This window comes from Sphaerochaeta sp. (assembly GCF_050256055.1).
Taxonomy (GTDB): domain Bacteria; phylum Spirochaetota; class Spirochaetia; order Sphaerochaetales; family Sphaerochaetaceae; genus Sphaerochaeta.
In genome coordinates this window covers 121631-138222 of sequence record NZ_JBFWIJ010000005.1, presented here as the reverse complement: position 1 = coordinate 138222, position 16592 = coordinate 121631, and the positions used below count along the sequence as shown (strand labels likewise).

14 protein-coding genes are annotated in these 16592 nt (G+C 52.0%); 5 read left to right on the top strand and 9 right to left on the bottom strand.

Going from position 1 to position 16592, the window contains the following annotated elements; all coding sequences use genetic code 11:
- Nucleotides 1–39 precede the first annotated feature (39 nt).
- From AB7C91_RS03570 to AB7C91_RS03540, 7 genes are all read right to left on the bottom strand, one after another.
- Nucleotides 40–219 carry a hypothetical protein gene (locus AB7C91_RS03570; RefSeq protein WP_332447787.1) on the bottom strand — a complete coding sequence of 60 codons (180 nt, stop codon included), beginning with the start codon at nt 217–219 and terminating at the stop codon, nt 40–42.
- Complete coding sequence (locus AB7C91_RS03565; protein ID WP_428589278.1) at nt 212–832, bottom strand: response regulator; 621 nt, start codon at nt 830–832, stop codon at nt 212–214. Before AB7C91_RS03565 ends, AB7C91_RS03570 begins: the two co-directional genes overlap by 8 nt.
- Nucleotides 829–1926, bottom strand: coding sequence for a sensor histidine kinase (locus tag AB7C91_RS03560; RefSeq protein WP_428589275.1), 1098 nt, complete (start codon nt 1924–1926; stop codon nt 829–831). Before AB7C91_RS03560 ends, AB7C91_RS03565 begins: the two co-directional genes overlap by 4 nt.
- Before the next feature lie 3 nt (nt 1927–1929).
- Entirely contained in the window at nt 1930–2607 is a 678-nt protein-coding gene (locus AB7C91_RS03555; RefSeq protein ID WP_428589272.1) for an ABC transporter permease, read from the bottom strand.
- Entirely contained in the window at nt 2604–3335 is a 732-nt protein-coding gene (locus AB7C91_RS03550) for a hypothetical protein (protein ID WP_428589269.1), read from the bottom strand. The genes AB7C91_RS03555 and AB7C91_RS03550 overlap by 4 nt, the downstream gene beginning before the upstream one ends.
- Nucleotides 3332–4270, bottom strand: a complete 939-nt coding sequence (locus tag AB7C91_RS03545) for an ABC transporter ATP-binding protein (protein ID WP_332447782.1) — start codon at nt 4268–4270, stop codon at nt 3332–3334. Before AB7C91_RS03545 ends, AB7C91_RS03550 begins: the two co-directional genes overlap by 4 nt.
- A gap of 72 nt (nt 4271–4342) precedes the next feature.
- A complete protein-coding gene (locus AB7C91_RS03540) occupies nt 4343–4777 on the bottom strand; it encodes an OsmC family protein (protein WP_332447781.1) in 435 nt (144 codons plus the stop codon).
- A 122-nt stretch (nt 4778–4899) separates the two neighbouring features.
- Here AB7C91_RS03540 and AB7C91_RS03535 point away from each other — a divergent pair, with 122 nt between their 5' ends.
- Genes AB7C91_RS03535 through AB7C91_RS03525 form a run of 3 tightly spaced genes read left to right on the top strand, consistent with a single transcriptional unit; the run spans nt 4900 to nt 12920 of the window.
- Entirely contained in the window at nt 4900–8088 is a 3189-nt protein-coding gene (locus AB7C91_RS03535) for a hypothetical protein (protein WP_428589265.1), read from the top strand.
- Complete coding sequence (locus tag AB7C91_RS03530; protein ID WP_428589262.1) at nt 8081–10069, top strand: diguanylate cyclase; 1989 nt, start codon at nt 8081–8083, stop codon at nt 10067–10069. The genes AB7C91_RS03535 and AB7C91_RS03530 overlap by 8 nt, the downstream gene beginning before the upstream one ends.
- A gap of 1 nt (nt 10070) precedes the next feature.
- On the top strand, nt 10071–12920 hold the full coding sequence (locus AB7C91_RS03525) for a glycosyltransferase family 2 protein (RefSeq protein ID WP_428589259.1): 2850 nt from the start codon (nt 10071–10073) through the stop codon (nt 12918–12920).
- Here AB7C91_RS03525 and AB7C91_RS03520 read toward each other — a convergent pair.
- Both AB7C91_RS03520 and AB7C91_RS03515 read right to left on the bottom strand, forming a co-directional pair.
- Complete coding sequence (locus AB7C91_RS03520) at nt 12886–13617, bottom strand: family 16 glycosylhydrolase (protein ID WP_332447777.1); 732 nt, start codon at nt 13615–13617, stop codon at nt 12886–12888. The genes AB7C91_RS03525 and AB7C91_RS03520 overlap by 35 nt on opposite strands.
- A 1-nt stretch (nt 13618) precedes the next feature.
- On the bottom strand, nt 13619–14509 hold the full coding sequence (locus AB7C91_RS03515; RefSeq protein ID WP_332447776.1) for a polysaccharide deacetylase family protein: 891 nt from the start codon (nt 14507–14509) through the stop codon (nt 13619–13621).
- Between the two features lie 346 nt (nt 14510–14855).
- On the opposite strand from AB7C91_RS03515, the gene AB7C91_RS03510 reads away from it, so the two are divergent.
- Nucleotides 14856–15311, top strand: a complete 456-nt coding sequence (locus tag AB7C91_RS03510) for a YhcH/YjgK/YiaL family protein (protein ID WP_332447775.1) — start codon at nt 14856–14858, stop codon at nt 15309–15311.
- 279 nt (nt 15312–15590) lie between these two features.
- The gene (locus AB7C91_RS03505; protein WP_332447774.1) at nt 15591–16589 is read left to right on the top strand and encodes a sialic acid TRAP transporter substrate-binding protein SiaP; all 999 of its coding nucleotides are present in this window, start codon (nt 15591–15593) and stop codon (nt 16587–16589) included.
- Nucleotides 16590–16592: the final 3 nt, after the last annotated feature.

Sequence of the window (16592 nt, the reverse complement as noted above, 5' to 3'; positions counted from 1 at the left end):
TCCGGGCGCAGGTGGAATCACCGAGCAAGAAAATCCGGTTCATCGCTTCGCCTCTTCCTCTTCCTTCCCCCAACCCGCAAGCATATCCTCAGAGGAGACCAACACTCCTTGTTTTTGCTTATACCTCTCTCTACGCCCCTGCAGCAACCCATAGAGGCCGAAGCCCAACAGCAGCAGCCCGATCAGGTAGAAAGCTGCCAGAATTATGAGATCACGCATGGCCGGACCCTCCCGTTTTCTGCTGCCAGTATGCGATGGCCAACTGGGTGCGGTCACGTACCCCAAGCTTGTCCAACATGACTGAAATGATATTGCGCACCGTACCTTCGCTGATGCAAAGCCTGCTGGAAATCTCCTTATTGGACAAGCCCTGGGCCACATGGACCAGCACTTCCTGTTCCCGTTTCGTCAAATCAGGGAACAAAGGGTCCTCGGAGAACCTTCTCAAAGCCTGTTCACTGATGACCGGAAGCCCTTGATACACCGCCTTGATCGTCAGAATCTGTTTCTCGGTAGGATCACTCTTGAGCAAAAACCCGGAGGCTCCCACCTCCAGACACCTATGCAGACTCCGATAATCGGCAAACGTGGTAAGCATGAGAATCTTCACCTGGGGATATTGTTCGCGTACTCGCTCGGCAGTCTCAAACCCATCCATAACCGGCATCTGGATGTCCAACAACACGATGTCAACGTGCAAGCTCTGGAGCTTCACCAACGCTTCGGCCCCATTGAGAGCTGTTGCTGCAACATGCAGCTCGGGATCCTCTGAAAACAACACTGAAAGGCTTTCCAACACCAAAGCATCGTCATCGACCAACAACAATCTCATGTCAGCTCCTTCTGGGATCGTATCAGGGTAATGATCAGACGGAACGTCTTGTCTTGCTGGATGGCGACACTTCCTCCCATCGCTTCCACCCTGCGTCGCATATAGCGCAATCCGTTTCCCGTATGTACCGGAGCCTGTTCGAGAATCCCGTCATTTTCCACCATAAGCCGAACATAGGTGGGGGTACAATCGAGCAATACCGTCACCTTCGTAGGTTTGGCATGTTTGGAAATGTTGGTCAACGCTTCCTTCAAACCTGCATACAACACTTGGGCCAAAGCAGGCTGCACCGTATCCAAGTCGCCTTTGCAGGAAACCTCGACCGGATATTCGAATGCAGAAATCAACTGATCAAACCTGCTTTGTGCTTCCCTCTCTGCCACATCCAGTTGCCTGACCGCAAGCTTGAGTTGCTCCAGTGCAGACTGCAGGCGCATCTCAATCTTCTGTTGGCTGTCCATCGCCTTGTCGAGCTCCCCTTTCCGAAGGAATGTACCTTGGGCCTTGAGTGAGAGATGGGCGGCGGTCAACTCATGGCCCAGACTATCATGCAGGATCTGGGCGATATGGTCCCGCTCTTCAAGCCGGGAAAGCTGTTGCGCATCTTGATAATCAGAGAGCAGGCGCAATTGTTCCTGATCGGCATGATGCAATTGAAGACGAAGGCGATCAGTCTCCTCCTGCAACATACCTCTCTCCTGTTTCCAGAGCCAAAGCAATACCCCGAGACTGAAAGAGAACACCACGAACAAAATCTTCGGCATTTGGAGCAGCGCCATTGCATAGACAAGGAACGGAAGGGAGAGGAACCATCTTCCCCTGGTGCAAAAAAAGAGAATATACAAGCAAAGCAACAGTGCAGCCTCAGGAAGTCGGATACAGACCAAACACAAGAGACCGCAATCGATGAGCATCCACTCAGGGGCCAGGGGGAAACGCCAGCGAAACAACAGGCTTGCAAGCACCACTAGAAAAAGCAACAGGAATACTGCATCAAGCATCGGAAACAACCAGATGAGGACACCGAGCAACACCAAGGAAAACACGGAGAATTCTGTGTTTTCATAGGACAGGTGCTTCTTCGTCCCAGCCAATTCCTACAGTCTCCTTTTGCTTCCCAGAAGCAGAAATATTGCAGAGTATGCACCCAAAACCAAACAGGCGAGTGCTATGGCTGCTCTATCTGTATGGTACAAGGCATCCAGAGCGTGGGCAAGCCAATATGTGGGCAGAATCCGTACTGCTTTCTGCAAATTCGGCGGGAGAAAGCGAAGGGGGAAACTCAAACCGCTGACCAAACACATGATCGAGCCAAGACCGCTGAACAAGGAGAAGGAAACCGCATAGGAACGAAACAAGCTGTTCCATGCCAGGGAAAACGAGAGCGTCATGATTGCATAACAAAGATATACCACCAGCAGCACCCCCCAGTTCGTAAGTGAATTCCCGTATACAACCCGAGCGGCAACAACAAATACGACATTTTGGACGACAAGCAGAGCAAGACTTGCACAGAGATGATTTGCCAGATACTGCAAATGAGAAATGGGAGCGGCAGCTATGCGTACCACCACCGAACGCATCCTGTCCTCAACGATCAAGCGACTGAGCAGAAATGCAGAGTAGAAATCCAAAAGCCCGAACAAGCTGAGAGCCATAGGAAGAGAGTCAGGGAGTGAAGGGATGAACAGGAGAACAAGGGGAAACACCAACAGCATTGCCAGAATCAAGCGGCTTTTCAGATGCTCACGCAAGGCAAACAGGAATATCGTCATACATGTATCCTCCGTACCAAGGGTTTGAGCACCAGAAACAGGAAAGCGGTTGCGCCTAGCAACGGGACGAACGACTTGAGAAACAAACCCACATCGGCGTTCATCAATGCAAAGCTCGCTGTATTGGCAAGCGCCGATGGAGTGCCGTACATGCGAAGAAGCTCAAAGAACCGTCCGGAGGGAAGCGGGAAATACAGCCCCAAAGTCATCGGAACCAGGGAACCGTAGATAGTAATCAGAACATTGGCAGATTTCGCTTGCTTGGATAAGAACACCAGGAGCGTGCCCAGCAATTGATGAAACACCACCGAGACAAGCAGAACCCCAAGTACAGGAACCACAGGGGAAATCGAAGCCTCCAACAAGAAAGTTGAGGCGAGGAGAATCACCAAAGTCTGGAGAAAACTGATGATCGTGGAACTGAAAAGAATGGAGAGAACCAACGATCTCCCTTCCATCGGGGATGCAAAAAGCCGGTCATGCATCGGACTGTAGAGATCCTCCGCCAGCGTCTCAAAACTCAAAGCCGAACCATAGATTTGGAAGGTCAGAGCAAATCCCAAGGCTAGAATGGTGGCATTGCTTTGCTTTGACTGCCCCAGCCCGGTCTCAATGCCGGTGTTCCGATACAGATAATCGAAAAAGATGATCAAGAGCAGGGGAAACATGATGAGGATGATGTGCGTGATCACCCCTTTGAACCCACGCTTGAGATGAAACCACATCATAGCTGCACCTCATCACGCAATTGCTTTCCCGTCAACGTCAGAAATACATCTTCGAGGTTGGGTTGCTTGGTATTGATGGAAACAAGACTCTGGTCGGAAAGGGTAAGTAAGACCTTATCCAGAATAGGGATCCCTCCGGGAACCACAATACGGTAACGGTTTGCGCTGAGTACCACCTCCTTCACCTCCTCAAGTGCGAGCAGCTGCTTCCGTTTCTCTTCGCTGCCCAAGCGTACCTCCACTTCAATGAAGTGATCGCCCTGGATACGGGCAATCAACTCGGCAAGCGTCCCTTCTGCTATCATATGACCGTTGTCCATGATGTAGGTTCGCGTCGCAATCGCCTCGACTTCCTCAATATAATGCGAGGTATAGATGATGGTGGTACCTTCCTCGGCAAGGTGCTTGACCGCTTGCAAGATGAAGGTACGAGACTGCGGATCAATTCCCACCGTCGGTTCATCAAGGATGAGCAACTGCGGGTTGTGCATCAAGGAGCAGCCGATATTCAGACGGCGCTTCATCCCCCCGCTGTAGTGTTTGACTTTCTGACCAAGTTTGGCTTGCAGACCGATGATTTCAGCAACATCACCCATCCGCTTGGCTATCTGGGTCCTGTCCATGCCATACAAGGAAGCGAAAAAGGCAAGATTGTCTCTACCGCTCATATCCTCATACAATGTGATTTCTTGGGTTACATAACCGATATTCCGGCGGATTTCCTTGTTTTTGCCATCCTGCTTCTGTCCGAATACGGTGATCAATCCATCATCGATGGGCAGCAGGCCCATGATGGCACGCAGGCAGGTCGTCTTACCCGCTCCATTCGGACCGAGCAACCCGACGATCTCACCCTTCTGGACGGAAAGATTGCAGCAATCAAGGGCAAGGGTGGTATGAAACCGCTTGATGACTTCCTGTACTGACAACACCATGAATTTGTGCCTCCATGGTCAGCATAGAGGCAACAAACCAGTACTGCATAGTGACAAATGTCACCTTCTCATTCAACCAACCAAAACATTTGGCTCGATGGAGACTACAGTTTTCATGGAATTGGAGATCAGGCAATACTTCTCGGCTTTCTGCAGCAATCCGATCGTCTGTTCCTTCGTCGGTTCATCATCCACGACCACGGTCGGTCTGATATGGATCCGGGTCATCTGCAGTCCCTTCTCCACCTTCTCCAACGTTCCTTCCGCATCACTCTTGTAGCTTTTAAACCCAAGGCCGGCACGCTCGGCCAACGAGAGGAATGTCGTCATCAGACAGATTTCTGCTGAAGCAGTATACAAATGTTCCGGAGACCAGATGCCCTCATGCCCGCCGGGGAAATTCGGGGGTGTCGCTACTTCGATCGTCGGAAGGAAGGCAGAGGACAGCGCCCCCTTGCGTTGCTTGGTCCACTCAACATGGGTGGTGTAGACATGGTGTTCGCTCATATCTCATGCTCCTTGTAAAACCAAGATACGCAAATATCCACGATTCGGCCAACCACAACCCAAAAGACCCCGAACGTTGATTCACTCTTTCGTCAGGAGCCGTACCGCAGTATACTCAATCCATGAAAAGACGTCGTACAGCCCAGAAACCCGGCCGTGCCAATCCCGGAATCCTGATCGTTTTGCTGCTCCTGCTGGGATTCCTGCTCAGTCTTCCCTTCTTTCTCTGGCTCCTCACGCCCGAGCAAAACCTTACGGTCACCGTTTATGACAAGAGCGTACCCAATCCATCAAGCCACGCCCATCACGAAGCCTTGGCTTGGCTTTTGCTGCACGACAAATACCCCACTGCTTCCGGCACGCTGTTTGACAAGCGAATCACCTACCTAGGATACCATCCCCAGCTGGCAAACCCGATCCAGGATCTTTCCGGCTTGGATGACAGAACCGATGTGTTGTATATAGCCGACACCTACGGCGTCTACAGAAAAGGTGAAGGATTCATAAGAAACCAGACGGCGGGTGAAAGCAATCTTATTTGGGGAGGAAGCAGTGCTGCCGATGCCCAGGCGCTCAGGACGCTGCTCAACCGAGAGCAAAGCAGCACGGTCATTGCCGAGTACAACAGCTTCGCCACCCCCACCCCGTCCTATGTCCAGTCACAACTGTATGAGCTGTTGGGAACACGGTGGAGCGGATGGACCGGCATGTATCTCCAAGACCTGTCGTTGCAAGGGGAAATACCCCCTTGGATCAAGGAAAAATATGGACAGAACTGGCAATACCAAGGCAAAGGGATCCTGCTCTCCAATATCGATGAAGAAATCGTCGTCCTTCGGGAAGGCATCGAACTGGGTGCCGATGCCATGACCTTTTCGTATACCGAGCAAGGGCGGAGCGAACTTGGATTGACGGGTTCAGTCAACTACCGACAAATCTTCGATATTACCGAACCTATGGAAGGAACCGAGGTGTTGGCCACCTATTCGCTCAATGTGAATCCAAGCGGGTCTGCACGTTTGCAAGCATTCGGCCTTACTTCGACCTTTCCCGCCATCCAAAGCAAGACAACGGCGAATCACAAAGCCTACTATCTGAGCGGCAACTGGGCTTACTGGAGCAACCCCCTTCGGTTTGCAAGAATCAAAGGAATGGAGAAACTGATGCAGCGCTTCGCCCCCAAGGAAGATTCCTTCTTGTGGGACACCTATCTGCCCCTCCTCTCGGCAATCTTCAAGGAGGCGGAGCAACGTAAGCAAATGGTAATAGCCCCGCTGGAGCGTGAAGTCACGGTACAGGCGGGGACTAAACTTGTAGCCCGCGCCACCCAGCATGCATTGGAAATCTATCAGGACGGTAGCTTCAAACCGATTTTCCTCTACGGGATAAACCTCGGGACAGCAATGCCGGGCCGTTGGTTCACGGAATTTCCCAAAGACAAAAGCCTGTATTTCCATTGGCTCGAACAGATGGGGGAACTGGGGGTGAATACGCTGCGCATCTATACCCTGCTTGATCCACAGTTCTACCAAGCCTTCGCCTTGTATAATCGAATCCACACCGCATCGCCGATCTACCTGCTGCAGGAAGTATGGCCGGAGGAACAACCACCAGGACACGATTACTTGACCACTGACTACCAGAAAGCGTTTGAAGCGGAAATAGAGCATGTGGTCGATGCAATCCATGGCAGCGCACAAATCGATGAGCGGCAGGGAAGAGCATGGGGAAATTACACAACCGACGTCTCCTCCTTCGTCATCGGGTATCTGGTGGGTCGTGAGTTGGAGCCGGAAGAAGTGGAAATGACGGATAAAAACCACAAAGGATATCGCTTCATAGGACAATATCTGGGAACCACCCAAAACGCCTCCCCCACCGAAAGCTGGCTCGCCCAAAGCGGTGATTACCTGCTTTCCTATGAAGAGCGGACGTATGGATGGCAGCATGCCGTCTCATTGGTCAACTGGCCCACCCTCGATTATCTGGCACACGAATCGGAACGGGATGAGGAAGGGAAGAAAATCAATGAATACAACGACCGGGCTACAGTGGATATCAATCATCTGACCCTCGGACCAAACAACAAGGCCGGGTTGTTCGGTTCCTATCACATCTATCCCAACTATCCCGACTTCATGAATAATGATCCCGCTTATGACTCGTATGAGGATGCACAAGGGCGTCTGCGCTACGGCGGTTACCTCAAGGCCTTCATGGAAGGACATCGCAACTATCCGGCGGTTGTCGCTGAATTCGGCATCGCCACCGGCATGGGCAATGCCCATACCAGCCCCGATGGATACAACCATGGGGGGCTGAGCGAGGAAGAGCAGGCCAAAGGCATCATCAGGATGTTTGAAGCCATGAAGCGGGAAGGATACAGCGGAGGCATCATCTTTGAATGGATGGATGAATGGGCGAAAAAAACCTGGACCACCGAACCATTCATGATCCCTTATGACCGGCAGATACTCTGGCATAATGCCATAGACCCTGAACAGAACTACGGTATCCTTGCCTACGAGGCCGTGAAGCCGGCTCGTAGCACGGCAACCTTGGATGGATCAGGTTTGATCACCAGGATGGAAGGACGATCGGATGCCTCCTACCTCTGGATCGACCTTACCCTCTCCGGTCCGTTGAATTTCGGGCGGGAGCAACTGCGCATCGGCATCGATACCCTCTTTCGCGAGCGTGGAGAATTGCGCTATCTCCCCGATCTTGCCACCGAGGCTCCTTCGGGGATGGAATACCAGATCGTGCTTGATTCCTTCGACCAATCCCGGCTGTTGGCGATCAAGGAAGCTGACTACACGCACTTCGGTTTTTCCACGGCAACCGGCTTGAAACGGGAAGGAACATTCCAGACGATGAGCAAGCTCATCAACAAGAAGCGGGCGCTCAGCGACGGGACAATCATCGCACCACGATTCGAGGATTCCAGCCATTTGCGATATGGCGATCTCACCGGGTCGACCAATCACTGGATGATGGAGGGAAACCAAGTGACCATCCGCATTCCCTGGACCCGCATCAATGTAAGCGACCCTTCCTCCGCTTCAGTTCTTGATGACCAACGGATATTCTACAGCGATCCGCTGCGTGACCAATTGTCCATCCGGCAAACCGATGCCATCGTGCTCAGTGCTTTGGTAACCCGTGAGGGAGGGCAGACACCACTCGACCAGTTGGGTCCGGTTTTCGTGATGCTTCAGCATTGGAACCAACCGGTGTATCAGCAACGGTTGAAACAAAGCTATCAGCTGTTGCATGCATATTTTACACAAGAGGAGCAACGCAATGATTGACCTGTCGAAACCGGTCCAGATTGCCGAAGGGCTTTGGTGGGTCGGTTCTGAAAGCACCCATCGGAATCTGCAATGCAATCCCTATCTTTATATCCATGAGGGCTGGGGGATCTTGTTCGACCCCGGTTCCAAGCTTGACGGACGCATCGTCCTGGAAAAAACCATGAGCCTGATCGACATCGACCATCTCCAGGCCATCGTCCTCAGCCACCAGGACCCCGATCTTGCAAGTGCAGTACCCTACTTCGAGGAGGCAGGGTTCAAAGGGGAAGTCTGTTGTCATGAACGCACGTCCTTGATCCTCCAATACTATGGGTTTCACAGCCCGTTTTATCTGGTCAACTACCATAGTTTCTCCTATACCTTGAAAAGCGGGGCTGCCATAGGATTCCTCTTCACCCCGTATCTGCACTTCCCCGGCGCCATCATGAGTTACCTACCCCAGGTGCAAGCCTTGATGACCGGGGATGTTTTCGGTTCCATCACCGCCGATTGGCACCTCTATGCCGGCGAGTCCTATCTGGACGGGATGAAGGCCTTTCATGAAGTCTACATGCCCAGCCATGAAATCCTTTCTTCGGCGATGGAAAGTCTTCAGAGTTATCCGCTTCGCCTGATCTGCCCCCAGCATGGATCGATCATCAACAAGAACCTGGAGATGTATATCGATACACTCAAAACATTGAGCTGCGGCTTGTTTCTGGAACCCAAGGAATTGGCGTTGCCCAGCGAGGGGGGAATCAGAGCCCTGCTCGACCAAGTGGTCGTTCGGCTTATTACCATCCATGGTACAAAGGAAGTGGCACAACGCTTCCGAAACGCACCATTCACCATCAGTGTCAAAAACCAATGCATCGCAAAATCCACACTGGGAGAAGAACAGCTATGGGATACCTTCTTCACGTTCCTCGAAGAACATGATGGGATGGAATTCCTTTCTTCAATCTCCTCTTTGGTGGAACGTCTGGTGAAGGAATATGACCTTGCCATGCCCAAGGCCTTTGCATCACTGCTGTTCCGGACGCAAAAGACCGCCAAGGAAAGCCAAGCACAGCTGCAGGAGCTTGAGCAGAAAGTAAAGCAACTGGAAGAAAGCAAATATCGGGACCCGATCACCGGCCTCTACAACCAAACCTTCCATGAGGCATTCCTCTCGCAACAACTGAAGGAGCATAAGCATTTTGTTTCCGTTGTTCTGAGCATCGACAACCTCAACCGAATCAACCTCGATTTTGGAATCAGTGAAGGAGACAAAACCATGCGGTTGCTTTCCGAACTGTTGTTGGCACAGGTGGAAGCGGATGTACAGGTATGTCGACTTTCCGGAGGAGTGTTTGCCCTGGTATGCAGCAACCTGGCCAAAGAACAGGCGATCAAGCGGGCATCGAACATCATGATGCGAATTGCCGAAGAAAACCGGTTCATCATCCCAATTACCGTATCCATGGGGCTGTTCTCCAGTGACGAGCTCCCGGCAAGTTTACAGGACGACGTTGAGCAGTCTGTCCTTACCGTCAGCCAGACCACCCTCTTTCGCCTCAAGCTTGCGCAGAAGCAAGGAGGTGGGGTATTGGTCTCCACATCATCCAGCCATACATCCAGCCGTTCCGCCATCACCGTACTTTTGGTTGACAAAGCCGGCTTCGATCGGGAGTTGCTCAAACAGAGTCTGGAACAGGAACGATATCGGGTATTGACTGCAGACGACGGCCTCCAGGCCAAGGAAATGATCGCTTCAGGCGCCCCGGATATCATCATCGCCGAGCTGCTCATCGCAAAGCTCAGCGCTCTGACTTTGCGAAAGGAGTTGATGAATACAGCCGCTACCGCCCGTATTCCTTTCATCCTTATGTCGATCAACAAGAATGAGCAATCGGTCAAACGTGCCTACACGCTGGGGATCAAACACTTTCTCCGTCGTCCCGTTCCCCTGTATGAAGTGGTCGGCCTGGTCAATCTCTTAAGTGAGAAGGGGGTCTGAAGTGTCAAGCAATGTGGCAGTCATCATGACACTGACCGTCGTCAGCCTGGATTTGCTGCTCATCCTGATGACCCTCATGGTGCGCGCTTATCGTTCGTGGCAAAAAAGTGCATCCGAACATGCACAGAAATTGTTGATGAACGCCTTCACAGCCGAAACGCTGCAACTTGAGGCAATCAATCCCAAGACCCTGTTGCGAGTATATAACCAGATAGCTTCCTCAATCCACCTCAACGCCGAGCAGGATACCTTCATCCAAACGTATCTGGTCCAATCGCCTTACGTTCGTACCTGTCTCAGGCGATTGCACTCCCGATCTGCCCTGTGTCGCATCGAAGCAGTTGCATGCCTCGGGAATCTTGTCCAACAAAAAACCATCCGTACGGCGATGCTGGAAGCCTTGCATCGTGAGTCGAACCAGGTTGTGACACTCTATCTCTTCCAAGCCCTGGCCAAAATCAAGGAAAAACGGGCCATTGCCATCATGATCAGGAAAACCAGAACGGCTACCGCATGGATGGCGGGCCGGTACCGTGCGCTCTTGCTCAGCTACGGCAATGTGCTGCTCCCCTACCTCAAGCAACGCCTGGACGTCGACCGAACATACCTGGGGTTGCTCATCACCCAATTTGCCATTGAATACCCCTCTGAAGAACTGACGGATTACCTGATCAAGCAAGCAGAAAATCCAAAGATGCAGATCAGAAAGCAGGCACTCACCGCATTATGCCAGCATGCTCCGGAAGCGTTGATACAACCACGGTTCCTCGAAAGTCGTTCCCAGACAACACGTTTCTTCGTCATTCAAGCTTACGGAATGCTGCATGACAAACGATCCATCGAACCGTTGCTTGCCTATGGGAAACGACGTTCTCTGCAAAATCAGGTGGTACAGAGCCTCTCGGACATGGCTTGGCACGACCCCACCCTCATCCAAGAGTACCTGACAATGTTCGAGCAGAAGCATTCCAAAGCCGAACAGCTGGTTCTGGCCAAGGTCTTGGACAATCGTCTTTCCTACCTTCTGGAAACCCAACAGGGAGAAATTGATGAACGGACACTCAATTTGATCGCCAATTTGGCTTCTGACCTGCATATCAGCGGCCTAGTTCAGTTTCTGAACACAAACACCGATGCAGGGAAGCAGGAAGCCATAGGGAAGTTGCTGAGGACCTTGGCAAGCAGGCGGGAGAATCTTCGTTCACAGTTGTACACCTACCTGCAAAGCTCGGTGTTCAAGGCAATGCAGCTTCCCAAGCCCAAGAAACCGGTACAAGCTTCCCAGCCCCACCAGGAGCGTCCCCAACGCCTTAATCTCATCCTCCTGCTGATATTGACCATTCTGATCTTTCCGGTGATCATCCTGATGCTGGAGCTCCCGAATCTTGTTGATATCAACCTCTCCTCATTACTGGCCTTGTATGTTGTCAGGTTCAACTACCTGCTGGTTTATTATTCGCTTACCATAAACGCCATCTACTTGGTGATCCTGGTCATCTCTTTCAGGGGAGCTGCCGTACAGAACCGTCTCTGGAGGGCGAAGGACAAGACCCTGCTCTATACCAAGGGCCTGCTTCCTTCGATCTCCATCATCGCCCCTGCGTACAATGAGGCGAGCAATATCATTGAAAGCACCAACAGCCTGCTCAATCAACAGTACCCCGATTTTGAGTTGATCGTAGTCAACGATGGGTCGAAGGATGACACCCTGGCCAAACTCATAGAGTACTTCAATCTGGAAAAACGTGACCAATTGGTTCCCGAGCACCTGCATACCCGACCGCTTCGCGGCATCTACAAGAATAAAAACATCCCCAATCTGGTGGTGGTGGACAAGGTGAATGGGGGCAAAGCCGATTCGCTGAATCTGGGGCTGAATGTGGCTTCCAAGGAGTTCTTCTGTGGAATCGATGCAGACAGTCTGCTCGAACCGGATGCCTTGCTGCGCTCGGTCTCGGTCATGCTCGACCACCAGGAGGAAAGCATAGCCACCGGTGGCAATATCTGCCCGGTCAACGGTTGCAGCGTACAGCTCGGTGCCCTCGATTCAATCGCCCTACCCGACAAATTCCTAGCGCGGCTGCAAAGCCTGGAGTATATACGTTCCTTCATGACCGGCAGGGTCGGCTGGGCGAGAATGAACCTGCTTCTGATCATCAGTGGTGCTTTCGGCGTGTTCCATCGTCAGAGAACAATAGCTACCGGAGGATATTTGACCAAGAGCGGACGGTACAAGAAGGATACCGTCGGTGAAGACATGGAGCTGGTGGTGCGGCTTTCCCGTTACATGCGTGAACGCAGGCTGCCCTACCGGGTCCAGTATGCCAGCAATGCGAACTGCTGGACCGAGGTGCCGGAAAAACTGAAAGTCCTGCGCCGCCAACGGGATCGTTGGCACAGGGGCTTGATCGATATCCTGTTGTTCCACTCCACCATGATCGCAAACCCTCGTTACGGGCGGTTGGGCATGGTGGGGATGCTGTACTATTTCCTCTTCGAACTTCTGGGACCGTTCGTCGAGGCGCAGGGGCTGTTCTTCGTAATCCTGGGAGCATTCCTCGGCCTCTTGAACCTCCCCATCGCCCTCAGCCTGTTCACGGCCACCATACTGTTGGGCATTCTCGTTTCCCTCTGTGCCTTGTTCATCAGTGAATTCGACCGGCAGTTGTACAGCAACCGGGATATGCTGCGTCTCATCGGGATGGCAGTGGTGGAAAATTTTGGGGTCAGGCAGATGATCAGTCTCTGGAGGGTGCGTGCCTACTTCAGCGCCATGCGCAAGAACCGGGGATGGGGACAGCAAGTAAGGACCGGGTTCAAACCTTCCCCTTCTCAAACGAAAACGCAGTGATCAAAAGATCAACAGGTTTCGTGGGCATGCTGCCCTGATACAGCCAGAGATTGATGCGGAACCGTACCTTCCCCTCGCTGGGGCTGTCCGGATACGTCCATCTTTCGATCAACATCGCCTCACTGGCCGGGTCATCGGGATCAACCTGCCCATGATAGGAACTGAAGGTAATCCCCTGCTTTGTCCAGACGATGCGATGGGTGGTCCGATCCCCTTGGAGATCAGGGTCGAACACATGGATGCGATCCTCCTGTGTATATGGCTGTACCACATACTGGAACTTGGTTCCGGTAGGTTCCCCCCATGCAGCGAATTCAATATCGATCTCTCGATTAAACTCGGCGGAATCAGTATCCCAGGTATAGAACCCTGCGACCACCTGCGGCTCATAGGAACGGGAGGGTGTCTCGACGGTGAAGGTATAGGTTCCGTAGCCAACCCGTTCCCGGGTAAAAATCTCGGTCGCCCACCAGATGGAGTCGATCTTCTGGATGGTCAGATGCAGCCCCTGTTCGTCAACCCAGACAGCATCCTCCTTGTCCCGGTAGTAATTTGGTCCCGGGGAGGTCAAAGTGAGACTGGATTTCAATCTCCAATGCAGACCTCCGAAGGAAAGCTCCCGGATGGGGACACGCACTGCAGCACCCAAAACCAGAGGGGCCATGCACAGCAACACCACGATGAGCAATCGCTTCATATCATCTCCCAATCAGTGCCAAGGCTTTCTGCACCATCACATCGCTACTGTAATTCTCCACATTCATTGCTCCAATGGCCCATGGATTCACATCCTTGATCGCAACTGCCTGAGCTCTGGATGTCCTGATCGCCTGATACCCCAAATCATACGCCTCGCTGATGATTTCCTCTCTGCCTTCCCCGCTGCCAAAGGGCAGGGCAAGCACGGAGACGGTTTCTCCGGTCTGCTCCTCGATGATCTGCTTTGAACGCTGCAATTCCGTATGTATTTCCGCTTTGGAAAGCTCTCCAAGCATACGGTGTGTCAACGAATGGGATTCAAAATAAAAGAGTTTTTTTCCAGCCTTGGTCCGGTATCTGCTCATTTCCTTGACTTGGTCCCAGCTCATATACCCCACCTCCCCGATGAAATTGGGTATCAGGAAAATGGTGGCTTCCAATTCATATTCCTTGAAAAGCGGATACATGATGGCATACAGGGAAAGATCCCCGTCATCGAAGGTGATGATCGCCTGGTCGGTGGTTGCAGTTTTCCCTGTAAGCAACAACTCCTTGAAATTGGTCACGGTGAAATTACGTTTAATATACAGCAGGTCATGTTCGAAATTATACAGATCACGGTTATAGGTATTTCCTGTTCGTCCGAACACGATATTGTGGTATAGGAATACCAAGAGCTTGGCTTCCTTGCGCAGCGGCACGTTTCCTCCGGTATTCAATGCAGGAAGGGTCTGCACCGCCAGACTGGTCTGACCGGGGGGATGCCAGTACTGGACGGCCGGTGTGCTGCGGGCAGCGAGCGGAGCACTTTGCTGCTCAGGCAGCACCTCTGCTCCGAGCAACAGAGAGGAAAAGAATAGTACGGATACAAAGAGTAAGCAGTGTTTCATACAACGAACATCCTTCGTGCGAGAAAGAGAAAAACTGGATGCACACAACCAAAAACAGCTACCCATTTGGTCCGTGCTCTCTGCATTCTACCGTAGGAAAAGGCAAAAAGGAATGCAATGCAGATCCAAGCAGGATAGTTTTGTTTAGGAACAACCAGCCGGTCACGATTTGATCATCCTGTTGCCTTGCAAGAATCATGAAATTTGATGCAAAGAAAATCAAGGAGAAAATGCACTCAAATCTTAAAAAAGAATCTATCCGAATAACGAAGAACCATTGAATCCGTCTCGGCTTCTCTTCTCCTTCAGCCCCGCTTTCAGTATGCTGTGCTCAAGGAGAAGTCCCATGATCATTGACCACGTTGCCCAATTGGAACGGTATATTCCGGTCCTCCCCCCCCTTGAGACGGTCGTAACCGTTCTTCGTGAAGGAAAGCTTGCAACCCTCCCCTATGGGAGTTACCACACCGAGAATCCGCGGGTCCGGTACAACCTGTTCGCCTATGACACCGAAAAAACACAAAGCGAAACCTACGAAATCCACAAAAAGGAAGTGGATGTGCAGATCCTCTTGTCCGGCAGGGAACGGATGGATATCGCCGACGCAAACCATCTGATACTCACAGCCGAATATGATCCAGCCAAGGACGCATCGTTTGCAAAGGGAAGGGCTTTGGTTTCCTATCATGCCGATACCTCGACCTTTGCCTTGTTTTTCCCCGGTGAACCGCATGCACCCAATCTGGTGGATGAAGTCCCCACCCACGTGGTGAAGGTGGTTTTCAAGATTTTAATGGACTGAAGGAAAACCCTTGCTGATTGAACGCTGCCGGAAGGCGGCGTTTTTTGCATCTCAGGGATTCTTTCGACCGTTCCCTCCTCATTTGTATTGATTCATCCAATAAAATTGCTACATGGAGAAAAAATCCAACTTTCTTCACTTTTCTATTTGACAGATACGGGAACCCATGCGAGCATTAACCTGTAAGACAGCTTTACAGCTAAACAGATTTTGTACTTGGCAGATGCCAAGGGAGCATTGAACATTGTTAAGCCGCTTTGCGGTCCTGAGGAGGAAACAATGAAGAAAGTAGTTATCACCCTGTTGCTGGCAGCCCTGGTTCTTCCTGCGGCATTCGCCCAAGCTTCATCCGAAGCGAAACCCGTTGAACTGGTCTATACCATGACTGCAGTTCCCACTGATGCCCATGCTGGTGCAATGCGTGTCTTCAAGGAAACCGTCGAACGCGTTTCCGGTGGACAGATCAAGGTGCTCACCTATGATTCGGCTTCCTTGTTCAAGCAGGAACAGGAAGTGTCCGCAGTAAAGAGCGGCCAGGCTGATATGACCGCCACCGCAGCCTCTTGGCTTACCGATGGAAGTCCGTGGGTATCGATGTTCACCGCCGGATACATCTTCAAGAGCTATGACCACATGACCAAGGTGCTCAATGGTCCCATCGGTCAGGAAGTGTTCGACCGCATCGCCAAGGAACAGGGAATCCGCCCCCTCGGTGCCGAGTATCTGGGAACCCGCCAGCTCAACCTGGTCGAGGACAAGCCCATCAAGACCCCGGCCGATCTGAAGGGTGTCAACCTGAGGATGCCGAACTCCGATTCCTGGATCTTCCTGGGCAAGGCGCTTGGTGCAAACCCGACCCCGATCTCCTTCAGCGAGCTCTACATGGCCCTGCAGACGAAGACCGTCGACGGCCAGGACAACCCGCTTCCTTCCACCAAGAACGCTAAGTTCTATGAAGTGACCAAGTCCATCACCATCACCAACCACCTGGTTGACTCTGTATGGCCCGCCATCAACGAAGCAAAATGGCAGTCTTTGACTGACCAGCAGAAGGCATGGGTCATGGAAGGCGTAAAGGCCGGTATCGAATATTGTGATGCCACCAACCTCAAGGCTGAGTCTGAGTTGGTCGATTTCTTCAAAAAGGCTGGTCTGAAGGTCTATTATGCAGACCTCGATGCTTTCAGTGAACATGTACTCGCCGAGTATCTGGCAAGTCCGTATGCCAAGAACTGGGACAAGGCCATGTTCGACAAGGTCGTGGCTGCCGGCAAGTAAGCA